Here is a 23,872-nt window from a genome sequence, read left to right on the forward strand (position 1 = left end):
CAATAAATGGAGGTTATATGATGACTGAACAATGGTATGAATTCGCAGGTGGTAACTGGCAACAAGAAGTAGATGTACGTGACTTTATCTTAAAAAACTATCGCTTATATGACGGTGACGACACTTTCTTAGTTGGCCCAACCGAAGCAACTACAAAACTTTGGGATCAAGTAATGGACTTAACTAAAAAAGAACGTGAAAACGGTGGCGTACTGGATATGGATACCAAAATCGTTTCAACCATCACTTCACATGACCCAGGTTACTTAAATAAAGATTTAGAAAAAGTTGTCGGCGTTCAAACTGACGTACCTTTCAAACGCGCTTTACAACCATTCGGCGGAATCCGTATGGCAGAAGTTGCAGCTGAATCTTATGGTTTTAAAGTAGACGAAGAAATTAGCCATATTTTCTCTGAATACCGTAAAACACATAACCAAGGTGTATTTGATGCTTATACAGCTGAAATGCGCGCAGCTCGTAAATCTGGCGTAATCACTGGTCTTCCAGATGCTTATGGTCGTGGACGTATTATCGGTGACTACCGTCGTGTAGCACTTTACGGTGTAGACTTCTTAATCAAACAAAAGAAACAAGATTTAAACAATACAGGTTTACGTACAATGAGCGATGACGTTATCCGTCAACGTGAAGAACTTAACGAACAAATTCGTGCTCTTGGCGAATTAAAAGTACTAGGCGAAAAACATGGTTTCGATCTTGGTCGCCCAGCTAAAACTGCTCAAGAAGCTTTCCAATGGTTATACCTTGGTTACTTAGCAGCAATCAAAGAACAAAATGGTGCGGCAATGAGCTTAGGTCGTACATCTACATTCCTTGATATTTATGTAGAACGTGATCTTCGCAATGGCTTAATTACAGAAGAAGAAGCGCAAGAAATCGTTGACCACTTCATCATGAAATTACGTCTTGTAAAATTTGCTCGTACACCAGATTACAACGAATTATTCTCTGGAGATCCAACTTGGGTTACTGAATCCATCGGTGGTATCACAGAAGAAGGCGTTCCACTTGTAACGAAAAACTCATTCCGTTTCTTACACACATTAGACAACTTAGGACCAGCTCCAGAGCCAAACTTAACTGTACTTTGGTCCACTCATTTACCATCAGGATTCAAGAAATTCTGTGCTAAAATGTCTATCAAAACATCTGCTATTCAATACGAAAATGATGATGTTATGCGCCCTAAATGGGGAGACGACTATGCAATCGCATGTTGTGTATCCGCAATGCGCGTTGGTAAACAAATGCAATTCTTTGGTGCTCGTGCCAACCTTGCTAAAACACTTCTTTATGCAATCAATGGTGGTGTCGACGAAAAATCTAAAGCTCAAGTTGGACCAGCTTACCGTCCAGTTGAAGGCGACGTATTAGATTACAAAGAAGTAATGGAAAAATATGATGCAATGATGGAATGGATTGCTGAACTTTACCTTAATACACTAAATGTAATTCACTATATGCATGATAAATACGCTTACGAACGTATCGAAATGGCTTTACATGATACAGAAGTATTACGTACAATGGCAACTGGTATCGCTGGACTTTCTGTTGCAGCTGACTCCTTATCTGCTATTAAATACGCAACTGTTCGCCCAATTCGTGACGAAGACGGCATCGTTGTTGATTATGCAATTGAAGGCGACTATCCTAAATACGGAAACAATGATGACCGTGTAGATGAAATCGCAGTAGAACTTCTAAAAACATTCATGACTAAAGTAAGAAAACATAAAACTTACCGTGATGCAGTTCACACAACTTCTGTTCTTACAATTACTTCTAACGTAGTTTATGGTAAGAAAACTGGTAATACACCAGACGGACGTCGTGCTGGCGAACCATTTGCACCAGGTGCGAACCCAATGCACGGCCGTGATACAAAAGGCGCTTTAGCTTCTCTATCTTCTGTTGCTAAACTTCCTTACGAATATGGTCAAGATGGTATTTCGAACACATTCTCTATCGTACCGAAAGCTTTAGGTCGCGAAGATGAATCTCAAATCAATAACTTAGTTGCAATGCTTGATGGTTATTCCACAAAAATGGGACATCACTTAAACATCAACGTATTCAATCGTGATACGTTACTAGATGCGATGGATCACCCAGAAGAATACCCACAATTAACTATCCGTGTTTCTGGATATGCAGTTAACTTCATTAAATTAACACGTGAACAACAATTAGACGTTATTCACCGTACAATGCACGAATCTATGTAATATCAGGCGAGAACGCTTTGACAAGGATTGCTCACCGTAGCAATCCTTGTTATTTAGGAAAGGAAGAGGAGAATTATGACAGAGGTTTTAGGAAGAGTTCATTCAGTAGAAACAATGGGAACAGTAGACGGTCCAGGTATCCGCTTTATTGTTTTCATGCAGGGGTGTTTACTTCGTTGCCAATTTTGTCATAATCCCGATACTTGGAAAATTGGTACTGGCACAGAACGTTCTGCCCAAGATGTATTTGACGAAGCAATTAAGTATAAAGAGTTTTGGGATGCTTCTGGCGGCGGCGTTACAGTTAGTGGCGGTGAACCATTACTTCAAGTAGATTTCCTAATTGAGTTCTTCACGCTTTGTAAAGCAGCAGGGATTCATACAACGATTGACTCTTGCGGTGGTTGTTTCACACGTGATCCTGAATTTATCGAGAAATTAGACCGTTTGATGGAAGTAACAGATTTAATTTTACTGGATATTAAACAAATTAACCCAGAAAAGCATTTAAAACTGACGACCAAATCCAATGCGCCAATTATTGATTTTGCTCATTATTTACGTGATAAAGAACAACCAATTTGGATTAGACACGTGCTAATTCCAACGAAAACCGATGATCCAGAAGATTTAACCAAGCTACACGAATTCATTCAAACGCTTCCGAACGTAAAACAAGTGGATGTACTTCCATACCATACAATGGGTGTTTACAAATGGAAAGAAATGGGCATTCGTTATCCGTTAGAAGGTATCGAAGCTCCAGAAGAAGAAGTAGTGGCAATGGCTAATAAAATTTTAGAAACTAGTAGTTATAAATAGTAAAAAACCGGCGAAGATTGAATTCGCCGGTTTTTTTATAGTATTTTATATATTTCTTCACACCATTTTAGTTCCGTTTGAATTAAATCAAATTTTCTTGCATAGACTTGATAAGACATGTTTTTAAGTTTGTCTTGCTTGGTTTTTAAATCAAATAACTTGGCAAAATGGTCAAGCGTTTCTTCAATTAAGACGAGCTGTTCTTTTAAATAGTTTTCTCTTTCTTGGATGAGGCCCTTTGTGCGGGTGCTATTCAACCAATCAAGCTGTACTTTTGTCGTGAATTCATCTCTTGTTACAGGAATTTTAAGTGGCGTTTCAGACCATTCAAGCAAAGAGTCTAAGCCAGTTTGGGTGATTGTGTAGACTTTTTTATCAGGCTTTTTATCTTGGGAATGCTTATGTACGACTAAGAAACCTGCTTTTTCCAACTTAGATAAAGAAGGGTAGATTTGGCTATGATGTGTATTTTGCATAATTCTAAGCCGATTTGCGAGCTCATAACCGCTAGATGCTTCACGAGCAATCATTTGTAATAACGTAAATTCTAAAACATTTGGAATCATACCATTGCACCTCTAAATTTCTATTTAACTTTATTGTAAGCGATAAACACCAATAAGTAAAATGGTTATATATGTAATAAATTATATATGTAAATATTGACATTGGTATTTATCAAGCGTAGTATTATAGTTGAGTTTTATTTGGAAAGGGAAGTGTAGTTGTATTATGATGACGGACAAAGAAATGAATACAGGGAAATGGATAACTGCAGCAGCTAGTTTGCTTGCGTTTATGGGGATAGGTGTTGTCGATCCACTGTTGCCTTCGATTGCGGAAAGTATCGGAGCATCTCATTCGCAAGTGGAAATGTTATTCACTGCATATATTTTTACTATGGCAATTATGATGATTCCAATTGGGATAGTCGCTGGGAAATTAGGTGACAAAAAGTTAATCGTTATCGGTCTATTTATCGTTACTATTTTTGCTTTATTATGCGGTTTATCAGACACAATTAGCGCTTTATCTATTTTTCGTGCTGGTTGGGGATTCGGAAATTCAATGTTTATGGCTACAGCGATGACAATGTTAATTGCTTTATCGGAAACACCAGGACACGCCATTGGAATTTATGAAGCTTCGATGGGCCTTGGGATGGCATTCGGACCGCTATTAGGAGGTATTCTAGGCAATCTTTCTTGGCGCTATCCATTTTTTGCCACTGCTTGCTTAATTTTTATCGCGTTTTTACTGATTTTATTTAAAGTAAAAGAGCCGAAGAAAGTCGTACCAGCGTCCACGGAAAAAAATGAAGTTGCCATCAAACAGATGCTCCATTTATTTAAATATCGTCCATTTTTACAAATTGCGTTTAGTGGGATGTTTTATTATTATTGCTTCTTTACGATTTTGGCTTATTCGCCACTTATTCTTGGTTTATCCGCCATTCAAATTGGTTTTGTATTTTTCGCTTGGGGCTTGTGTTTGGCGCTAGGATCAGCCAAAGTTTCGCATGCGTTAGAAGTTCGGTTCAACAGCAAACAAATTTTAAAAGGGTCATTGCTGGCTTGTGCGGTTATTTTAGCTTTACTAGGATTTATTGATAATACGGCTGTAGACATTGGCTTAATCGTTGTTTCTGGTTTGATTTTAGGCATAAATAATGCACTATTCACAACCACTGTCATGGAGCATTCACCGTATGCCAGAAGTGTAACGAGTGGCGCTTATAACTTTGTTCGTTGGTTAGGAGCAGCGTTCGCACCGCTTTGTTCAGGATTATTAAGCGAGGCGTTAGGTATGAAAATGCCGTTTATCGTCGCTAGTATCATTTGTTTAGCTGGCATGGGTTTACTGTTCATTAAACTAAAACCAGCACACTTTACATTACAACAATCTACTTCAATTAAAAGTGAATAAAAGGCAAAAGACTGAGTAATCGTGCTCAGTCTTTTTTTATGTTAAAAATTAATTATTTAATGTTTATCGTTAAAAATGGATTGACAGCTATGCTTCGGGATAGGTATAATTTAGAAAAAAGGGAGAGAATTTACATATGAAGCTAAAACGATTGCAAAAAATGAGTTATTTTCTACATATTGCACTTAAAATTTTATCAGTAGGTTCGGTTATGATGGCTATTATGGCTGTTTTAATGAAGCTTTTTAGTAGCAAAAATGTTATGATGAATAAATTGGAATCAGACACTATTTTTAATTTTCAAACAGAATTTTTCTCTGGTGCGGATATGCAGCGATATACGCAAACGGAGGAATGGATTTTGGTTAGTGTTGCTGTGTTTTCTGTTAGTTTAATTGCATGTCTGCTATGGATTGCAAGTATGATTTTTAAAGATTTGGCCGCAGAATTTGCGCCTTTTAGCGATATTGAAGTGAATCGATTGCGGAGAATTTCCTATTTGCTACTAATTTATGCACTAGTACCGCAGATAATGTATTCTATTTTGCATACAGTGCTCATACCAGGTTACAGCATTAATTTTGGGCTGAATATGTCGTTTTTCTTTGCACTTATTTTTTATTGTTTAACGGAAATATTTCTTTACGGTGCCTCTTTGCAAAAAGAATCCGACGAAACTTTATGATTGGAGCGAAAAACGATGGCAATTGTATTAAGGTTGGACCGAATAATGGCCGACCGTAAAATATCTTTAAACCAGCTATCCCAAGAAGTTGGTGTGGCAAATGTGAATTTATCCAAAATAAAAACCGGCAAAGTTAGCGCCATTCGGTTTTCAACACTAAATGAAATATGCAAAGTGTTAAACTGCCAACCTGGCGATATTTTAGAGTATGTAGCCGATGATTCTATTGATAGCGAACTTTAAATGCGTTAGATTGATCACATATAGATAAGGAGCACTTAAAATATGGATAAACATAATGAATTGCAAGCAGTATTAACAAACAAGAAAAAAGTGTTAATCATTGGTCCTAACGGCGCCGGAAAATCCACTTTTGCGGCAAAACTTGGAAAACATTATCATTTTGAAGTTTGTCATTTAGATAAGCTTTTTTGGCAGGAAAATTGGAATGCTGTAGCAAAAGCGGAATTTGAGAACAAAGTGAACGAAATTATGTGTTCTGAAAAACCGTATGTTATAGATGGCGATTATTTCTTTAATTTGGAGAAAAGACTCGAGCGCGCGGATTTAGTTATTTGGATAAAAATTCCTTTGTGGTTGTGTGTGGCGAATATAATTAAAAGAAGATTTAAATACGCGACGAATCCACGACCAGATGTAACTGAAGGCTGCGAGGAAAAATTAAGTTTATCGTTTTTGATGTATACTTTAAGGTATAATAAGCGTTCTGGAAAACAAACAAAGGAATTATTGGATAATGTGTATGAAAAAGAACGGTTTATAATAGATAGTTATAGGAAATTGAATAATTATTGCTGATAATAGTCAATGAATGCTTATGAAATGTGGATTATTTGCTGGGGTAAGTGTTTATTGGTTGTTTGCGATAATACGTGTTACTTCCTATAATATATATTATGTAAACTAGAAAAGTGATGTATAAATCAAGTGAGAAATATTGCTCTCTCTTGATTTATATCATTGGTTATTTTTTAATCTTCATTTACATGCTACATATTATATGAAATATCTGTTTCTAAATCTAAATTAGGAAATTTTAGACTTAGCTGGTTTAATTCATCATTAAATTTTTTTGCTGTGGTGAAATTCAGCTTGCTCATATCATAGGTGCCGGATTTGCTGTTAAATTGAATGTTTAACTGAAGTTCGCGAATAGTTTGCTGAATTCCTCAGATTCCTCAGAGTCCATCCCAAAATAGTGACGAATAACAAGGCAGTTCACCATCTACTTCTCTTCATATCTCAGAACATCTTTTATATTCTTCAGTAAATAAGTAAAGTCTTCAAGCGAACATTCTATTTGAGTAAGCTCTTTATTCACGCCGTTTTCTTCGCTAACTGCATCAATTATTAAGACTTTACGATCAGAACTAGAAATCAAATATTGATTTCCTTCTATAAATAAACCTGAATAATTTTCACCATCGTACAGAATATCTTGAAATCTACTCATTTTCTCTTGATTGCTGCTTTTTACAAAATCAATGGTTTCTTCTATATTGTCTGAATCTATTTCAGATAATAGAAAATCTTTAATTTTACTACCTTGTTGTTTGTTGTATTTAGACATAATACTATCTATATTATTCATATTAATCTCCACCTTCTTCATGGTGCAGGAACTGGATATACAGTCCACACATTATTTAATTCATCATATACAATTTTAATATGCGACTCACCTTTTGTTCCAACATTTTTTTCCGTATCTATTATTGCAGAATAAGATTTTTGCCCTTGACTTCCTAGGCCATTATCTTCAATTTTTTTGACTTTACCATTTTTCAATGCATCTTTTACTATCAAATTAGCATCTTCAGGTGTTTCTGCATCAAACTTTCTTGCACGTTTTGCCGTAGAATTACGTAAATGCTTGTCTTTCACTACAAAGTCTTTAATATTAACACTCAGCAGAAAATCAATTCTATTAATTTTCCTTCTTCTATCCAACCACTTCTTAGGAATCTTAATTTTTTTCCCTTTATACCCACCAGTTGTGTAGTAAAAGATAACGCCACTTATAATGCTAAATCCTTGCGCCTTACTTATCTCTTGCCCAGTAACCGGGTCTGTTCCATCTCTCACCGATTGAATAACCGCCTGCAACAACTCGGCTTCTTCCTGCGCTTCATTGCTTTCATGCGGCATTTTCCCACCGAGCACGGAAGCATTGTACGCGTTCGTTGCTTCTACGTCTACTATACCATTTTTCATTAACACCCACATTTGGCCACGGTATGTTTTTTGATATTCGTCAAAATTGAATGTTGTTTCGTTGTTTTTTAGTGCTTTTCCTAAGGCGTTTTGCATCCGGCTCACGGTGGTGAAATTCAGCTTGCTCATATCATAGGTGCCGGTTTTACTGTTAAATTGAATGTTCGACTGGAGTTCGCGAATGGTTTGCTGAATTCCTCGGACTAGATCGGTTAAATTATCAAAAAAACCGCCATGACTTTGTTCAAAAGCCAAGTATTTCTCTAAGATATTTTCTTGTTTGTAAGCGATACTCAGCTGGGAACGATAACTCTGCATCTGCCCTTCTGTTCCGGTATTCATCCGCTGGGCTAGTGCCTCTTTTTTCGCTTCGATGCGATCAATCATTTTCCCGAGTTCGTATAAGCCGTCCGCATCAATTCTCGCATCAGCCGAACCGTCCACTTGTGCGTGGAAATCAGCTATATACTGCGCTAATCGTTCTTCGCTCTCATTCATTGCTTCGATTATCGCATCACATAATGGGAAATAGGTCATTTGGTAATAATCTTTCGATGCATCAATTGCTTTCCCTTTTAAACTGCCGTCTTCGGTATAGTTGTTCACGGCGGTTTTGATGTCTTGGATATTTTTTCTTCCCGCTTCATTAGCTGTATGTAGTTGGTGCGCAAAGGTTTGTATTTCTCCGATGTCAATTCGGCTCACTAAATATCAGTCCTTTATGTATTGACTTTAGTTGTAATTCCCGTTTCTTTAAATTTGTGAAAATAATAACAATGTCTCCTGCTAATTATAACAAGAAAAAATAAAACACGTCTACTTTTATTACGTTATTTGTTCTATTTAATCACAAAAGCCTTAATCACTATGATGATTAAGGCCAAATTGAAACTTATTTCGCTCTTTTTCTTCTTGTGGTAAAGATATAAACTCCGCTGATTAACAAACTAACACCGATAATTAATGATAAATTATTTCCATTGTCGCCTGTTTTTGGTAACTCGATAGCAGTAGTAGTTTTCTCTGTTTGGTTTACAGTTTTAGTGGTGTTCTTTTTTGAACTATTTTTGCTTGGTACAGTTGGTGTGGCTGGTTTTACTGGGTTATCCGGATCTATTGGGGCAATAACATCGCTGTCTTTACTATACACGTAGTCCACTTCTTGGCTATCACTTGTAAATAAACCAGCGTGGTTACTTGGTGTTTTAGTTAATTTATAACCTTGAAAAGATTTAGCTTCTGTTTCAAAAGTTGCTCCGAGGTTTCCTGTTAATATGACTGGCTCAGCAAGTTGATTGCCATCAGTATCTTTATACGTTACGGTTACATCTTTTGCGATTTTCGCTGGGGTTGTTATTTTTTTATATTTGAAAATAACTGATTGTGGTTGGTTGGTGTATATTCCTGTTTGATTTGATGGCATTTGGCTTAGTTCGTAGCCGTCGATTTCTTTGGATTCTGCTTGGTAAGGAGCACCAATTTTGCCAGAAAGTGTTTGGACTGGGGCGATTGCTTCATTGCTGGCTTCGTCTATATATTCGATAGTCACGTTCTCTCCATTTGCGACTGTTTTTTCATAAATATAATTTACTTCTATCGTTGTTGTGTTTGTTGTGTATGTGCCAGTTGCGTTTGACGGTGTTTGTTTTACTTGATAGCCATCGATGGTTTTAGGAGATGTTGTATAGCTTTCACCGATTTTTCCGGACATTGTATCGGAAGTTGCGAGTGTTTGGTTTGCTTCATCGAGATAATTAACTTGTAATTTAGCTTTTTCGATTGCTGTAAAAGGACCGGCTAATTTGTATGATTCTTGTCCTGGATAAGCAACAGGATCAAGTACAGTACCAGTGATAGTAAAATAGTTTAAAGTGTCTCCTGCTTCTAAAGTTTTGGGTAATTTGAGCCGGAAATTCACATCATTTTCAACGGTATAATCTGTAATATAAGATAGTTTATTGTTAAACAAAACGTAAGCTGCATTACCCGGATAGTGCATGGGTATAACTTGCTGCAACTTTCCGGTAATATAATCATCCCCAATATAAAGTGGATCTACTTGAGGTTCTGGTAAATTTAGCGTTACCGGTGCTGCTTTTGCCGAAAAGGGATTAAAAGTAATACTTAGAATTGTTATAAATATAATGAAGATAAGTAAAGTTCTTTTTCTGTGCTTCATTGTGTCCTCCTGCTAGTTAGAATATTTACATTCTAGCATCAAAATAGTTTTAATACTTTTTTTGTCAGTATTTTCGAAAAAAAGTTTGTATTTAGTTCACAGAAAGGACAAATGCGAAAATGATAAAAAGCTAAAATCATCGAGCAACTGATTTTAGCTTTTTATTACTATTAAAATGTAGTATTATCAAGCTCTTTCAACGATAATTGCAATTCCAATTCCGCCGCCAATACATAAGGAAGCTACTCCGATATGCTTGTTTTCTTGTTTTAACTCATTTAATAAGGAGGCAATAATGCGTGCTCCAGATGCTCCGATAGGATGACCTAGTGCAATTGCGCCACCGTAAATATTAAGTTTCTCTTCTGGAATTTTTAAATCACGAGCTACTGCAACAGATTGTGAGGCAAAAGCTTCATTTAAATGGAATAAATCAATTTCGTCAATGGTGTATCCGCCTTTTGCTAAAGCTTCATTCACTGCGTAGTATGGCGCATAGCCCATGATAGCAGGATCAACACCGATTTCAGAGGTGACTTTAATTGTCGCGATATAAGGAATGTTTTCAGCAATTGCTTTTTCCTTCGACATTAAAATAATAGCAGAAGCTCCGTCGTTTATACCAGAAGCATTGCCGGCTGTGACCGTTCCGTCTTCTTTAAATACGCTTTTCAATGTAGCTAGTTTTTCTAAAGTAGAATTAGCGCGGATTGTTTCATCTGCTTCGAAAAGCGAGCCATCCGGAAGTTCTACTGGGATAATTTCTTCGCTAAAAAGATTTTTTTCTTGTGCGCTTGCGGCTTTCATTTGTGAGTTGTGAGCGAATTTGTCTTGTTCTTCTCGCGATACGGAGAATTTTTCAGCAACATTTTCTGCTGTAATTCCCATGTGGTATTCGCCGTAAACATCTGTAAGGCCGTCAATTAACATGCTGTTTCTTAAATCTTTAGCATTGATTTCTTCACCAACTAGTTCGGGACTTAGTAATAGCGGGGCTTGGGACATGTTTTCGGTCCCTCCTACTGCTACGATATCCGCCTCGCCTAGTTGAATTGCTTGTCTGCCAAGCATGATTGATTTTAAACCAGAGCCACACACTTCATTGATAGTGACACCGGGGACTTTATAAGGAATTCCTGCTTTAATAGCGACTTGTCTAGCTACGTTTTGACCAAGACCGGCTTGTAATACATTACCGAAAATAACTTGATCTACGCGGTCTGGAGCGATGTTGGCTCTTTCTAAAACGCCTTTTAGAGCGGTAGCGCCAAGGTCTACTGCACTGATGTCTTTCAAACTGCCACCGAATTTTCCAATTGGTGTTCTAACTGCATCTATTATAACTACTTCGTTCATAGCAATCTCCTTTAAATGTAATCTACTCGTATTATATCATGAAACTTGCTAAAAACTCACTAGATTAAGCCCAATGTATTGTATTTTATGCATTTTTCTACTAAAATTAGAGTACTTACAAATAAAATATAAAGGACTTGAGTGTACATATGAAAATTGGAATTGATAAAATAGGTTTTTATACTCCTGCATTTTATGTTGATATGACAGAACTTGCTGAAGCTAGAAATATTGACCCGAATAAATTTACTATTGGTATTGGCCAAGATAAAATGGCTTTTGCCCCTATTACGCAAGATTCCGTAACAATGGGCGCCAACGCAGCTTTGCAAATTTTAGATGAAGCTGATTTGAAAAAAATTGATTTAGTTATTTTAGCGACAGAATCGGGAATTGATGAATCGAAAGCTGGTGCAGTTTATATTCACCGTTTACTTGGTATTCAGCCGTTCTCTCGTGCTATCGAAATAAAAGAAGCTTGTTACGGAGCTACTGCTGGGATTAATTTAGCGAAAGATTATGTCGCGAAACATCCGGATAGCAAAGTGCTTGTTATTGGTTCGGATATTGCTCGTTACGGCCTTGCAACTGGCGGCGAAGCAACTCAAGGAGCTGGTGCGGTTGCGATGGTTATTGCAGCTAATCCGCGCTGTGTGACGCTTGAAGATGATAATGTGTTCTATACAGAAGATATTATGGATTTCTGGCGCCCAGTTTACTCCGAATACGCATGTGTGGAAGGTAAATATTCGACAGAACAATACATCCACTTCTTCCAAACTATTTGGGAAAAGTATTCAGCGAAATTTGGTAAGAATTTAGCAGATTTTGCAGCTATTTGTTTCCACTTACCATATACAAAAATGGGGAAAAAAGCGTTAGATACTATTATTGAAACGGCTCCAAGTGAAGTTCAAGAAAGATTGCTGGAAAATTATCGTCTAAGTACGCTTTATAGCCGTAATGTCGGTAATATTTACACAGGTTCGCTTTATTTAAGCTTTATTTCCTTGCTAGATAATCAAGCAGATTTACAAGCAGATGACAAAATTGGCTTCTTTAGCTATGGTTCTGGTGCTGTTGGTGAGTTTTTCCACGGTGTGCTTCAACCGGACTATAAAAAATATATCCGTAAAGACGAACATGCGGAATTATTAGCGAATCGTACGAAACTAGCTATTCCAGATTATGAAACGAAATTTAAACAACAATTGCCAAAAGATGGTTCTACTTTCGAAGTCGATCCAGCTAGCGACCCGGCAGCGATTGTATTAACTGGCATTCAAGACCACAAACGTCAATATATCAAAAAATAATCAAAAAACCGACTAGGCTAAATTAGCTAGTCGGTTTTACTTTGAGTTGTTTAAATTTTCTTGGGGACAAAAAACGAATCACGATGTACCCAAGCATAATTCCGCATACATTGAGGAAAACATCTCCGGTATCAAAGAACCCCACGTGCATGATGTACTGTGCCCCTTCCACCGCGAAAATCAACATTCCAGCTGATACTAATGCCGTGAAAAAGCCTAATTTCTTTAATAAAAAGCCAATTGGTACAAAAGCTAATACATTTCCCACAATAATGACCCGTAAATTACCAGATAAAAATGTATCAACAAATCCAAAGGTGTCACTTGAAAATCCTTGTGTGTCAGAAGCTTTGCCGAATAATAAACAAAGTAGAATACTGAAATAAATAATGTAACAAAATACGAGCAATGCTTTATTTATTTTCCAGTTTACTAATTGTACAGCAACAAAATAAAGTAAAATCGCCGTGATGCCAACCGTAATGTAGCCCATATGACTAACTGTGGCCATTACGTGCTTTAAGTAAAAATAAAGCCATCCCTGGAACCAGGAAAAATACATCGTTACTGCAGCAAATAGCGAAATGATTGGTAAAACAAGAATTATAAAGTATCTTTTCATCCTGGTCTCCTCCTTTTCAAAGGCTAACTCAAGGATAACACTCGAAAATAAGGACTTTCTTAAAAGGATTTAAAGATTTTCTAAGTTTTTCTCTTTGACGAATAAAAACAGAATGCCGCCAACGAGGAAAAGGACGATCAAACTTGCGACCCCGTATTGCGTTTTTCCTGTGATTTGTGTGATTACCCCCATAAGTGCCGGCCCCATAATTGCTGAAAATTTCCCGAAAATATTATAAAAACCGTAAAATTCATTGGAGCGTTTTTTAGGAATAATTTTTCCGAAGAAAGAACGACTTAATGCTTGAATCCCACCTTGCGAAGTTCCGACCAACATTGCTAAAATCCAGAAATCGAGCGCAGACTTCATGAATACAGCATAAACACAAATAATAATATAGACAAATATTGCTGTGAAAATAAGCGGCTTCGCACTGAATCGTTTGGCTAAATAGCCGTACAATAATGTAAATGGGAATGCAACTAGTTGGGTCATTAAAAGAATTAGGATGAGTGTTGTTTGCGAAATGCCAAGGTCAATCCCGTAAGATGTCGCCATCCGGAAAATCGTATCCACCCCGTCTATGTAGAAAAAATAAGCAATTAAGAAAATAACAATATTTTTATGCTCGCTAATATGACTTATCGTATGAAATAATCGTTTGAAACTTGTGCGCACAGGATTCTTCACCGCTGGAATATAGTGGATTTGATGAACATTTTTCCACATCGGAATCGTGAAAAATAGCCACCAAAGCGCCGTCATCACAAAGCCAATATTAACGAGCGCCACATCACTAATCGGTAAAATCCCTGTTGCTTGAAAAATAATGAAAATAATAAAAGGAATGCAACTACCTAAATAACCATACGCATAGCCAGCAGATGATACTTTATCCATCCGATCATTCGTTGTTACATCAATTAAAAACGCATCATAAAATATATTTGCGCCAGAAAAACCAATTAACGATAGCACATAAAACCCAAGTAGCAAAAGCCAAGCATCCGTTGGTATAAAAATTAATAAAAAAGTAAAAGCAATCCCAATGGCCGTGAAAATGCCGAAAAACCGTTTCTTGAAAAATTGATAATCAGCTATTGTTCCAAGTATTGGCGCAAGTAACGAAATAAGTAACGTCCCAATCGAGTTTGCATAGCCCCAATAAGCCGTCGAAGTTGTGTCCGCAATCCCAGCATTCGCTGCCACCCCTTTGAAATAAATTGGTAAAATCGCCGTTGTTATCATGATTGAATAAGCGGAATTCGCCCAATCTTGAAAAATCCAACTTTTCTCCTCTTTTGTATATGCCAAGTGTGTTTCTCCCCTTTTCTATTCGAATAGCACTTCTATCACTTTGCCAGCAGTATCAGGAAATTGTAAACCTAAAATCTTGGCAAATGTAGGAGCTTCATCCACTAAGTGTGCACTTGTGATTTTTTCGCCTTTTTTAATGCCTGGTCCGTTGAAAATAATCGTCGTTTTGTAATCTGGTTTATGAGGTGAATAACCGTGGACTGCTTTATAGTAGCCCGGTTTTCCAAGCATTTCCGCGGTCACCTCTTCGTATAACGGCCCGTATAAGTCATCCATAAAATAGTAACCGGCCTTCCCTTCTACCATCAAAGTCGCGTTATTATCTGCGCCACGTCGCGTAATTTCATCTGCTGTTAAGACTTCTTCTATTTCGGTCATGTTTTGAAGTAATTGCTGAATTTCTTTTGTGTGCAAATCACTTTTTGTATAGATATAACAGGATCCATCGCAGCTTTTGGCGTACACTTCCCAGTCAGTAATCTTCTCTTCCACTACTGTCAGCCACCCTTTTTCGGCAAAAAGTACATTTAAACGGATGGCATGGGTTACATTGATTTGATAATGATCTCCAAGAATAGCGAAAACAGTATTTTCGTAGATTCCGGCGTCTTTGGTGGCTTGGATAATCTCAGCTAAGCGGTTATCATGCCTTTTTAACGCTGCTTTTGCTTCTGGTGAATTGACTCCGTGCGCATGCCGCATACTATCCATATCAACCAAATGTGTTAATAGCAAGGTTGGCTTTTTCGTTTTGATCGTATCAACGACGCTCGCTGTCAAAAATATATCTAAATCAGGTTGATTAATCCCTTTTCGTAAATGGCCAAATTTTCGGTCCATATCGATTAAAAATAATGGCGAGCTCGCGTGAAGTGATACCATCATTTGCGTTAACCAAAAACGGTTCGGGAAAATTTCGGCTATATTATAATCAATGCCACTTTTTGCGGCAACAGGCCATAAAAATGCGGCGGTTGTCATCCCGTGCTCTTTCGCTAAATCGTAAAGCGTCGGAACTTGAATAGCTTTTTTATACCAATACCAATCAGGAGAATCCTTTTCGGGTTGGATTTTTGTATTGTTAACGATGCCATGCGTTGCGGGATAATGCCCTGTGATAATACTCGTATGTGCTGGATAGGTCAGTGATGGATAAATGGTTTCTACTTCCTGAATATGAGTTCCAGTTTCAATTAATTCTCGTAAAACTGGTAAGTCCGCTGTGTCTTTTAAATCAAGCGCCCCAAGTGCATCTAATGAAATCACGAAAAGATGTTTTTTCATTATTTTCTCCCCTTTCAAAAAAACAGGGATTTTCCAGCTAATCTGGAAGAACCCCTGTGTAAATTACGTATGACTGATTGTATCTTTTGGCTGTTCGATTTCCTCTTGATTCGTGACACCGAGTACATCTAAGAAGAACATAACGACTGGAATACCAACGATTAATCCCCAAATTCCAAAGAAGTGCTCTCCGAAAATAAGAATAATGAAAGTATAAAAAACGGGTAAATTGGTTTTTGCTGACATAAGTTTTGGATTAAGGACGTAAGATTCTAATGCATGGATAATGATAACGACTACTAAAATGTAGAAAATGTATTCGACACCACCAATGGAATAACCGATAATCGTTAGCGGGATAAGAGAAATAATCACCCCAGCTACCGGAATCAAGCCAAGCAAGAATACCATAATTGATAAAGTCATCAATTGCGGGAATCCTAAAATCCAAAGCGCAATCGTTGTTAAAATTGCATTGACAAGCGCGATAATAAATTGAGCTTCGATAACTTTACCGAAAGTCGCAACAAATTTGGATCCGAAGAACTTCACTTCCTCGTAGATAAAAGCGATTTTACTAGTAGAAAATTGATTCGTAAAGGAAACTAGATGCTCTTTTCCTAGGGAGAAAAACAGGCTTAACATTAGCGCGATAAACACGTTCATCAAGACAGTCCCGACGTTTGTTAAGTACGTTAAAATCATCGAAACCCCTTGCTCTGTGTATTTCATAATATCAAATTGATTCGCTAAGCTCACAATATAATTAATGAAATCATTGTTGCTATCTGTTTTTAAGAACGTATTACCGAATTTCACCAATTGATTGATTTGATCCGCCAAAACAGGAATGTACTTGACGAACACAAACACAATGACAGCGGCAATTAACGCATAAAGTAGCAAGACAATAATTTGCCGATAAATCGAGATTCTCCGTAAAATAAAGTTCTCAAGGCGTGTTATAAGATAAGAAAAAATAAATGTTAATAAAATAATATTCATTTGACTTCTGAGTAAGTATAAGACGAAGGCGATTAAAATAAAGACGCCAACCCGTCGTACGCTGCGATTTTGTAAAAATGAACTAAGCTCTTTCAAAAATAGATGACCTCCTACTTGTGTTGTGGCTACTTATCTTCGCCAATAATTTTAACTTCTGTTTCTAATTCTACATCGAATTTTTCGCGGACAGTTTTTTGAACATATGCGATTAAATCCATGTAGTCCGTGGCAGTTGCGCCGCCGATATTTACAATAAACCCAGCATGTTTTAATGAAACCTGAGCTCCGCCGATAATATGTCCTTGTAAGCCGCTATCTTGAATGAGTTTACCGGCAAAATGACCTGGTGGGCGCTTGAATACACTACCACATGAAGGATATTCAAGTGGCTGTTTGGATTCACGTGCTGCTGTTAGTTCATCCATTTTTGCTTGGATAGTATTTTTATCATCTAAGGCTAAAGAGAAAGTCGCATCTAACACGATGTAATTTTTCTCTGCAATAGTACTAAAACGATACGCTGCTTTTAGCTCAGAGCGCTTTAATTTCTTTAGTTCGCCGGTTTGGGTTAATACGGTTGCTGCTTCTAAAACATCGCTAATTTCGCCGCCGTATGCCCCTGCATTCATATGTAGTGCTCCACCAATAGAGCCAGGAATGCCGCAAGCGAATTCGAGCCCACTAAGGCTCTCATCAAGTGCAAATTTTGCTGTATCAATAAGTTTGGCGCCACTCATTGCAGTAATTTGCGTATTGTTTCTTTCAATCGTTTGGAGTAAATCGAGATGTAAGATGACGCCACGAATTCCGCCATCTTTAATAATAAGATTCGATCCGTTACCAAGAATCGTTAACGGAATTTTATTTTGGTGACAGTAAGATACTACTTCTTGCGTCTCTTCTATTGTTTTCGGCATAACGAAAATGTCTGCCACGCCACCTGTTTTTGTATACGTATAGTTAGATAAGGGTTCATTTAATTTTATTGTTATATGTGGAAACTGTGTTTGTAAGTTATTCATTATTTATTTCAAACCTTTCATGGTTGTAGTTTAAAAAATCACTTCCTTTATTTTATCATGGAACCGCACTTTTACAAAGAATTCCAGAGTTTTTTTAGTAAAATAGGAATATTTAAGTATATTTTAGGGTAATTGGTTGATATGTTCTTGAGTATTAAAATGAATAATGTTAGAATATAGAACATACATTCGATTAAAAGGAAAGGGATGAAAAAATGATTCGTTTTGATAATGTATCAAAAAAATATAACGATGATAAAACCGCTGTAAACAACGTGACCTTAGATATTAAAGACGGCGAGTTCTTTGTTTTCATCGGACCGAGTGGCTGCGGGAAAACAACCACTCTAAAAATGATTAATCGCTTGATTCCACTGACAACTGGAACCATTTATATTAATGAGAAGCGAATTAGTGATTACGATATTCATGAACTTCGCTGGGATATCGGCTATGTATTACAGCAAATTGCACTCTTTCCTCATATGACGATTGAAGAAAATATTGCGATTGTTCCAGAATTAAAGAAATGGAGTAAAGAAAAAATTCACGACCGAATTACGGGATTACTAGATAGTGTTGGCTTAGATCCGGAAAGTTATCGCAATCGTAAACCAGCTGAACTCTCAGGCGGAGAACAGCAACGTGTTGGCGTTGTCCGTGCCCTTGCTGCAGATCCAGGAATTATTCTGATGGATGAGCCATTTAGTGCGCTTGATCCTATCTCTCGCCAACGTTTACAGCAAGATATTTCCGCGCTTCAAAAGAAAATCAAGAAAACGATTGTATTTGTTACGCATGATATGCAAGAAGCTCTAGCACTTGGGGACCGAATTTGCGTAATGCAAGGCGGCGAAATTGTTCAAGTAGCTACCCCGCAAGAAATTATCAAAAATCCAGAGAACGACTTTGTCAAAGATTTCTTAGCTTCTGGTCATGCGTTTAATACGCCGATTTTAGAAGGAAGTTTTACAGTGAATGATTTAATCGAGGCCGATTTGTTTTATGCTTACCAAGCTAGCGACGGTACACTTGGTATTTCTTCCAAAGAACCTGTCGAAAATCTTGTGCGCCGCATTGCTGAAGAACAATCGATTCCGGTTACAGACGAAGCGGGCAATTTTATTGGTACGATTGCAAATAAACACGTGATGCAATTTTTAGCGCGTCATCTGGAAAGTTCAGGTGAGCTAGTATGAATACACTTTTAGATACATTTGCTGTCCGTAAAGATGAACTGTTCACGGCTTTAGTGCAACATATTCAAATTTCTTTCGTATCCCTATTTATCGCTGTGTTAATTGCGCTACCACTTGGTATTTACTTAACTAGACACAAACGTCTTGCTGAGCCAATTATTCAAGTAGCTGCCATTTTCCAAACGATTCCTTCCCTTGCCCTACTGGGATTATTAATTCCGCTTGTTGGTATTGGGATTGTTCCGGCGATTATCGCGCTTGTTATTTATGCCCTTTTGCCGATTTTAAGGAATACATATACTGGGATAAAAGAAGTCGATCCAGCTCTTGTCGAAGCTTCACGCGCCATGGGAATGAACAAATGGAAACGACTTTACAAAGTTCAATTGCCACTTGCAATGCCTGTAATTATGGCTGGTATTCGTACAGCGATGGTATTAATCATCGGTACCGCAACACTCGCTGCATTAATAGGCGCTGGTGGACTTGGGGACTTGATTTTACTAGGGATTGACCGCAATGATAATAGTTTGATTTTGCTTGGTGCCATTCCAGCAGCATTACTCGCTATCTTGTTTGATTTCCTATTGCGTTTCCTTGAAAAAGCATCCTTTAGAAGTACTGTAATTACGATTTCAGCAGGGATTTTACTGACTGCAGCAATCATTGTCGTTCCTTATTTTGTGTCCGATAAAAAAGAAATTACGATTGCTGGTAAATTAGGTGCTGAGCCAGAAATTTTGATTAATATGTACAAGTTGGTTATTGAAGACGAAACCGATTTAAAAGTCAATGTGAAGCCTAATATGGGTAAAACAAGCTTCGTTTTTAATGCCTTAAAATCAGGTGATATTGATATTTATCCTGAATTTACGGGAACAGTGTTGGAAACCTTCTTAAAAGAAAATGCGAAAACACATGATCCTGAGCAAGTTTATACGCAAGCACGTGATGGTTTAGCAAAAGATTTCAACATGACTTACTTAAAACCAATGAAATATAACAATACTTATGCGCTAGCAGTTTCACCTGAATTTGCTAAAGAAAATAATTTGGAAAAAATATCGGATCTCGGTCCAGTATCCGACCAAGTGAAAGCAGGATTCACACTTGAGTTCAAAGACCGTTCGGATGGCTATAAAGGCATTCAAGATAAATACGGCCTGACTTTTTCAAACTTGAAAACAATGGAACCGAAACTGCGCTATAATGCGATTAAATCTGGGGATATTAACTTGTTAGATGCTTATTCGACAGATAGCGAACTAGCACAGTATAAATTAAAAGTGCTGGAAGATGATCAGCAACTCTTCCCTCCTTATCAAGGGGCACCACTTATGCTGACAAAAACGTTGGATAAATATCCAGAACTGAAAAAACCATTAAACAAACTCGCTGGGAAAATTACAGACGATGAAATGCGCAAAATGAACTACGAAGTCAATGTAAATGGTAAATCAGCTTATACTGTTGCTAAGGATTACTTACAAGATCAAGGTATCATTAAATAAAATAAAGCTAAGTGGCGTAAAAACCACTTAGCTTTATTTTTTATTGTCTAATTAAGTTTTTAACTTTATTAACGTTCGGTTTATAGAAACGACAATGTGTTTCAAATTCTTTGTTAAATTCAGCTGCTCGTTGGGTTAAAGATTGCTCGTGATCAAGCATTAAGCCTTCTTCAAGGAGCGGTGTAAGGGAAATGATTTGGTCGAAAACTAGACCGGCATTCGTGTCGCTTAAAACAGAAACCATTTTGCCAAGTGCTTTTTGTTTTTCTGTAGGAAGCTCTTTTTGATGAAGATGGAACCATTTTGCTAGTTGTTTACGATTTTTTCGCGTTGCTTCTAAATAAATGCTTTGCGCATACGCAGCTTTAGCGAACGCAATCGATAAGTTTTCAGCGGATTCCCAGTCTTCTTCTAAAATTTCACCTTGCATCTTGATTTTTTGATTGAGCAACGTAATATCTTCTTGATAAATATCCATTTTGTGTTGCTGCTGTTTGTAAACTTCCATCGCTAAATTAAGCTCATCAATGGTTGGCTGCATTTTTTCGCCAAAAATCGTATTATCATTTAAAATTAATTGCGTTTGTTCTATTTTTTCAGCAATAATGCTATCGCGTTCTTTAATTACATGAGATCGTTTACCTAAGTACTCAAAATAGAAGTTATACTTTTGAATGCGATTAACAACTGCTTCTGCTTCTTTCACGGTCGCTGGTTCTTCTTTTGAATTTAAGACAGTTACACCAGCTACTTTACTTAATTTGGTATAAATAATAATCGTGAAAATTTCGCCGTCCAAATTGATTGTGTACGGTAGTTTATGTTGCTGTTCTAAAAGCCTTTTATGTTGTTTTAATAGTTTATCCGTCATTGTTATTCAACACCTTTACTACGCCATTAGTATTATATAATTCAATTATATAGTATAAAGATGAAAATTTCGAGGGAAAGAAATGAGAAAATTATTTTTAATTGTTTACATAATATAATTATTGTCCCCTTACCTCTTTATAAAGACGTTAAAGTATAGAATAATAAATAGATATTTAAGACGGCAATGAAAATCGCAACGGCCCAAGAAATGATTTTTAACCAGGTTGGGTTAACGAATTCGCCCATTTTCTGTTTATCACTTGTAAACATAACTAAAGGAATAACGGCAAATGATAGTTGCATCGAGAGAATAACTTGGCTAAAAATAAGTAGTTCATTTATTCCGTTTGCTCCGTATAAGGCTGTAATAATAACCGCTGGAACAATTGCTAGCACACGTGTTAGTAAACGACGAACGACTGGTTTTAAACGGATATTCAAGAAACCTTCCATGACGATTTGACCAGCTAGCGTACCTGTTAATGTAGAGTTTTGACCTGATGCAAGTAAAGCGACGGCAAAAACAGTACTGGCAATACTGCTACCAAGTGTTGGATTGAGTAACTTATAAGCATCCTCAATTCCAGCTACATTATGTTGCCCGGTAGTATAAAAAGCTGCTGCAGCTAAAATTAAAATCGATGCATTAATTAATAAAGCAATCGTTAAGGAAAAAGTGGAATCGATAAATGAAAAACGAATTGCCTCTTTCTTCCCTTCTTTTGTGCGCGCGTATTGTCTTGTTTGGACGATAGATGAATGCAAATATAAATTATGTGGCATGACAGTCGCACCAAGAATACCAAGTGCAATATAAAGCATAGCCGGATTAGTTACGATTTCTGATTGTGGGATAAAACCTTTGGCGATTGCTTGCATATCTGGATGTGACATCACCATTTCCGCTCCGAAACATACTAAAATGGTAACCATCAAGGTAATGACAATGACTTCGATATAACGGAAACCTTTGTGTTGTAAAAATAGCACGAGAAAAATATCCAATGCAGTAATACAAACACCCCAAATTAACGGGATTCCAAATAGTAAATTAAGCGCAATCGCACTACCGATAACTTCTGCAATATCAGTGGCAATAATTGCTAGTTCGGCTAATATCCAAAGGACAAAGCCAAACGGTTTCGAAAAATGATCACTAGATGCCTGCGCTAAATCTCGGCCAGTAACGATACCTAATTTAGAGGCAAGTGATTGTAATAAAACAGCTAAAATATTAGAAATTAAAATAACAGATAATAAAGTGTAGCCGAATTCTGATCCGCCGGCAATAGAAGTTGCCCAATTCCCTGGATCGACATAACCTACCGCGATAAGAGCGCCTGGCCCCATAAAAGCAAATAATTTGCGGAAGAATTTCGCATTTTTGGGAATGGCTACGGAATTATTTACTTCACTCAAGCTGGGAGCATTTTGTGCTTTTCTCCAGCTTTGTTTGGTGCGTTCTGTTTTCTCTTTTTTCATGCTCCCTGACCTTCTTTCGTTTATGATAAAAAGTTTACTACGGGAAACATTCTTTGTCAAACGAAAAACACAACCTTTTGATGAAGATGATAGGTTGTGTTTTCGTGTATTCTTATAAGGCTTCGGTTAATGATTTTCTTTTGTTTTTCACTGGGTTTAATGTGCGTTCGACCCAACCAAGCAATACATCGGCTAAAATGGCCATGACTGCGGTTGGGATTGCGCCTGCTAAAATGATTGCGGTCCCATTTGTGGCGTTGGTTCCGCGGACGATAATGTCTCCGAGACCGCCTGCTCCAACGAATGTTCCAATAGCTGCGACACCAATCGCAATAACCAATGCGTTTCTGATACCGGCCATAATAACGGATAAAGCAAGTGGCATTTCGATGAGGCGCAGTACTTGCCATTTGGTCATCCCCATTGCCTTACCTGATTCAAGAAGCGCTCCGTCAACGTTTCTAATGCCTGTATAGGTGTTTTTTAGAATAGGTAGTAAAGAATATAGGAACAAGGATAAAACGACTGTATTCGTCCCTAAGCCCATAATCAGCATGAGTACAGCTAATAGTGCCAGTGCTGGGATTGTTTGGATAATATTGGCGATTTGAATAACCCAACTAGCTAAGCGTTTCTTCCTCGCAATATATACTCCGAGTGGTATCGCTATGATTGCTGCGAAGATAACTCCGTAAGCACTCATTAAGAAATGCCGCCAGAACTCTTCCATAACGTAATTTCCGTTTGTTTGGTAATAGTCAATTAATTGTTTTAATGTGTCCATCT

General features: G+C 37.3%; 22 protein-coding genes and 1 pseudogene. 9 read left to right on the forward strand and 14 right to left on the reverse strand.

Annotation, left to right across the window (positions count from 1 at the left end; translation table 11 throughout):
• Nucleotides 1-20: 20 nt before the first annotated feature.
• Nucleotides 21-2,252 (forward strand): formate C-acetyltransferase, encoded by a 2,232-nt coding sequence (pflB, locus tag HCJ30_RS05865; protein WP_185391337.1) that lies wholly within the window; start codon nt 21-23, stop codon nt 2,250-2,252.
• A gap of 75 nt (nt 2,253-2,327) precedes the next feature.
• Entirely contained in the window at nt 2,328-3,074 is a 747-nt protein-coding gene (pflA, locus tag HCJ30_RS05870) for a pyruvate formate-lyase-activating protein (RefSeq protein WP_185391338.1), read from the forward strand.
• A gap of 35 nt (nt 3,075-3,109) precedes the next feature.
• Here pflA and HCJ30_RS05875 read toward each other — a convergent pair whose 3' ends face one another.
• Entirely contained in the window at nt 3,110-3,640 is a 531-nt protein-coding gene (locus tag HCJ30_RS05875) for a PadR family transcriptional regulator (RefSeq protein WP_185391339.1), read from the reverse strand.
• Between the two features lie 166 nt (nt 3,641-3,806).
• On the opposite strand from HCJ30_RS05875, the gene mdrL reads away from it, so the two are divergent.
• The 4 genes from mdrL to HCJ30_RS05895 all read left to right on the forward strand — a co-directional run bounded on the left by mdrL (nt 3,807) and on the right by HCJ30_RS05895 (nt 6,504).
• Nucleotides 3,807-5,000, forward strand: coding sequence for a multidrug efflux MFS transporter MdrL (gene mdrL, locus HCJ30_RS05880; protein WP_185391340.1), 1,194 nt, complete (start codon nt 3,807-3,809; stop codon nt 4,998-5,000).
• Nucleotides 5,001-5,136: 136 nt separating this feature from the next.
• A complete protein-coding gene (locus tag HCJ30_RS05885; protein ID WP_185391341.1) occupies nt 5,137-5,685 on the forward strand; it encodes a DUF2975 domain-containing protein in 549 nt (182 codons plus the stop codon).
• A gap of 15 nt (nt 5,686-5,700) precedes the next feature.
• Entirely contained in the window at nt 5,701-5,928 is a 228-nt protein-coding gene (locus tag HCJ30_RS05890; protein ID WP_185391342.1) for a helix-turn-helix domain-containing protein, read from the forward strand.
• A gap of 42 nt (nt 5,929-5,970) precedes the next feature.
• Nucleotides 5,971-6,504, forward strand: a complete 534-nt coding sequence (locus tag HCJ30_RS05895) for a P-loop NTPase family protein (RefSeq protein ID WP_185391343.1) — start codon at nt 5,971-5,973, stop codon at nt 6,502-6,504.
• 248 nt (nt 6,505-6,752) lie between these two features.
• Here HCJ30_RS05895 and HCJ30_RS14435 read toward each other — a convergent pair.
• From HCJ30_RS14435 to HCJ30_RS05915, 5 genes and pseudogenes are all read right to left on the reverse strand, one after another.
• Nucleotides 6,753-6,875 (reverse strand): annotated as a pseudogene (locus tag HCJ30_RS14435) (hypothetical protein); the annotation flags it as partial.
• 56 nt (nt 6,876-6,931) lie between these two features.
• Nucleotides 6,932-7,297 carry a hypothetical protein gene (locus HCJ30_RS05900; protein WP_185391344.1) on the reverse strand — a complete coding sequence of 122 codons (366 nt, stop codon included), beginning with the start codon at nt 7,295-7,297 and terminating at the stop codon, nt 6,932-6,934.
• Between the two features lie 17 nt (nt 7,298-7,314).
• Entirely contained in the window at nt 7,315-8,625 is a 1,311-nt protein-coding gene (locus HCJ30_RS14385) for a T7SS effector LXG polymorphic toxin (protein ID WP_185391345.1), read from the reverse strand.
• A gap of 187 nt (nt 8,626-8,812) precedes the next feature.
• Nucleotides 8,813-10,099 (reverse strand): MucBP domain-containing protein, encoded by a 1,287-nt coding sequence (locus HCJ30_RS05910; RefSeq protein ID WP_185391346.1) that lies wholly within the window; start codon nt 10,097-10,099, stop codon nt 8,813-8,815.
• 186 nt (nt 10,100-10,285) lie between these two features.
• Nucleotides 10,286-11,455 carry a thiolase family protein gene (locus HCJ30_RS05915; protein WP_185391347.1) on the reverse strand — a complete coding sequence of 390 codons (1,170 nt, stop codon included), beginning with the start codon at nt 11,453-11,455 and terminating at the stop codon, nt 10,286-10,288.
• A gap of 149 nt (nt 11,456-11,604) precedes the next feature.
• Between HCJ30_RS05915 and HCJ30_RS05920 the strand changes: the two genes are divergently transcribed.
• Entirely contained in the window at nt 11,605-12,771 is a 1,167-nt protein-coding gene (locus HCJ30_RS05920; protein ID WP_185391348.1) for a hydroxymethylglutaryl-CoA synthase, read from the forward strand.
• Nucleotides 12,772-12,793: 22 nt separating this feature from the next.
• On the opposite strand, the gene HCJ30_RS05925 is transcribed toward HCJ30_RS05920, so the two are convergent.
• The 5 genes from HCJ30_RS05925 to murB form a co-directional block, all read right to left on the reverse strand.
• Complete coding sequence (locus HCJ30_RS05925) at nt 12,794-13,393, reverse strand: VanZ family protein (protein WP_185391349.1); 600 nt, start codon at nt 13,391-13,393, stop codon at nt 12,794-12,796.
• Between the two features lie 69 nt (nt 13,394-13,462).
• Nucleotides 13,463-14,707: an MFS transporter gene (locus HCJ30_RS05930; RefSeq protein WP_185391350.1), complete on the reverse strand. Its 1,245-nt coding sequence runs from the start codon at nt 14,705-14,707 to the stop codon at nt 13,463-13,465.
• A gap of 18 nt (nt 14,708-14,725) precedes the next feature.
• Nucleotides 14,726-15,994 carry an alkaline phosphatase family protein gene (locus HCJ30_RS05935; protein WP_185391351.1) on the reverse strand — a complete coding sequence of 423 codons (1,269 nt, stop codon included), beginning with the start codon at nt 15,992-15,994 and terminating at the stop codon, nt 14,726-14,728.
• Nucleotides 15,995-16,057: 63 nt separating this feature from the next.
• The gene (locus tag HCJ30_RS05940; RefSeq protein WP_185391352.1) at nt 16,058-17,095 is read right to left on the reverse strand and encodes an AI-2E family transporter; all 1,038 of its coding nucleotides are present in this window, start codon (nt 17,093-17,095) and stop codon (nt 16,058-16,060) included.
• A 29-nt stretch (nt 17,096-17,124) separates the two neighbouring features.
• Complete coding sequence (murB, locus tag HCJ30_RS05945; RefSeq protein ID WP_185391353.1) at nt 17,125-18,021, reverse strand: UDP-N-acetylmuramate dehydrogenase; 897 nt, start codon at nt 18,019-18,021, stop codon at nt 17,125-17,127.
• Between the two features lie 215 nt (nt 18,022-18,236).
• Here murB and HCJ30_RS05950 point away from each other — a divergent pair, with 215 nt between their 5' ends.
• Nucleotides 18,237-19,220, forward strand: coding sequence for an ABC transporter ATP-binding protein (locus HCJ30_RS05950; protein WP_185391354.1), 984 nt, complete (start codon nt 18,237-18,239; stop codon nt 19,218-19,220).
• Nucleotides 19,217-20,731, forward strand: a complete 1,515-nt coding sequence (locus tag HCJ30_RS05955) for an ABC transporter permease/substrate-binding protein (RefSeq protein WP_185391355.1) — start codon at nt 19,217-19,219, stop codon at nt 20,729-20,731. The genes HCJ30_RS05950 and HCJ30_RS05955 overlap by 4 nt, the downstream gene beginning before the upstream one ends.
• A 40-nt stretch (nt 20,732-20,771) precedes the next feature.
• Here the strand turns inward: HCJ30_RS05955 and HCJ30_RS05960 are convergent, their stop codons facing one another.
• From HCJ30_RS05960 to HCJ30_RS05970, 3 genes are all read right to left on the reverse strand, one after another.
• Nucleotides 20,772-21,602, reverse strand: coding sequence for a hypothetical protein (locus tag HCJ30_RS05960; RefSeq protein ID WP_185391356.1), 831 nt, complete (start codon nt 21,600-21,602; stop codon nt 20,772-20,774).
• 137 nt (nt 21,603-21,739) lie between these two features.
• On the reverse strand, nt 21,740-23,086 hold the full coding sequence (locus HCJ30_RS05965) for an Nramp family divalent metal transporter (RefSeq protein ID WP_149045776.1): 1,347 nt from the start codon (nt 23,084-23,086) through the stop codon (nt 21,740-21,742).
• Nucleotides 23,087-23,198: 112 nt separating this feature from the next.
• Nucleotides 23,199-23,870: an ABC transporter permease gene (locus HCJ30_RS05970; protein ID WP_185391357.1), complete on the reverse strand. Its 672-nt coding sequence runs from the start codon at nt 23,868-23,870 to the stop codon at nt 23,199-23,201.
• Nucleotides 23,871-23,872 lie beyond the last annotated feature (2 nt).

This window comes from Listeria cossartiae subsp. cossartiae, assembly GCF_014224155.1.
Classification (GTDB): domain Bacteria; phylum Bacillota; class Bacilli; order Lactobacillales; family Listeriaceae; genus Listeria; species Listeria cossartiae.

Coding starts and splice junctions, on each gene's coding strand:
- pflB (WP_185391337.1), top strand. CDS start 21: ATGACTGAACAATGGTATGAATTCGCAGGTGGTAACTGGCAACAAGAA.
- pflA (WP_185391338.1), top strand. CDS start 2,328: ATGACAGAGGTTTTAGGAAGAGTTCATTCAGTAGAAACAATGGGAACA.
- HCJ30_RS05875 (WP_185391339.1), bottom strand. CDS start 3,640: ATGATTCCAAATGTTTTAGAATTTACGTTATTACAAATGATTGCTCGT.
- mdrL (WP_185391340.1), top strand. CDS start 3,807: ATGATGACGGACAAAGAAATGAATACAGGGAAATGGATAACTGCAGCA.
- HCJ30_RS05885 (WP_185391341.1), top strand. CDS start 5,137: ATGAAGCTAAAACGATTGCAAAAAATGAGTTATTTTCTACATATTGCA.
- HCJ30_RS05890 (WP_185391342.1), top strand. CDS start 5,701: ATGGCAATTGTATTAAGGTTGGACCGAATAATGGCCGACCGTAAAATA.
- HCJ30_RS05895 (WP_185391343.1), top strand. CDS start 5,971: ATGGATAAACATAATGAATTGCAAGCAGTATTAACAAACAAGAAAAAA.
- HCJ30_RS05900 (WP_185391344.1), bottom strand. CDS start 7,297: ATGAATAATATAGATAGTATTATGTCTAAATACAACAAACAACAAGGT.
- HCJ30_RS05910 (WP_185391346.1), bottom strand. CDS start 10,099: ATGAAGCACAGAAAAAGAACTTTACTTATCTTCATTATATTTATAACA.
- HCJ30_RS05915 (WP_185391347.1), bottom strand. CDS start 11,455: ATGAACGAAGTAGTTATAATAGATGCAGTTAGAACACCAATTGGAAAA.
- HCJ30_RS05920 (WP_185391348.1), top strand. CDS start 11,605: ATGAAAATTGGAATTGATAAAATAGGTTTTTATACTCCTGCATTTTAT.
- HCJ30_RS05925 (WP_185391349.1), bottom strand. CDS start 13,393: ATGAAAAGATACTTTATAATTCTTGTTTTACCAATCATTTCGCTATTT.
- HCJ30_RS05935 (WP_185391351.1), bottom strand. CDS start 15,994: ATGAAAAAACATCTTTTCGTGATTTCATTAGATGCACTTGGGGCGCTT.
- murB (WP_185391353.1), bottom strand. CDS start 18,021: ATGAATAACTTACAAACACAGTTTCCACATATAACAATAAAATTAAAT.
- HCJ30_RS05950 (WP_185391354.1), top strand. CDS start 18,237: ATGATTCGTTTTGATAATGTATCAAAAAAATATAACGATGATAAAACC.
- HCJ30_RS05955 (WP_185391355.1), top strand. CDS start 19,217: ATGAATACACTTTTAGATACATTTGCTGTCCGTAAAGATGAACTGTTC.
- HCJ30_RS05960 (WP_185391356.1), bottom strand. CDS start 21,602: ATGACGGATAAACTATTAAAACAACATAAAAGGCTTTTAGAACAGCAA.
- HCJ30_RS05965 (WP_149045776.1), bottom strand. CDS start 23,086: ATGAAAAAAGAGAAAACAGAACGCACCAAACAAAGCTGGAGAAAAGCA.
- HCJ30_RS05970 (WP_185391357.1), bottom strand. CDS start 23,870: ATGGACACATTAAAACAATTAATTGACTATTACCAAACAAACGGAAAT.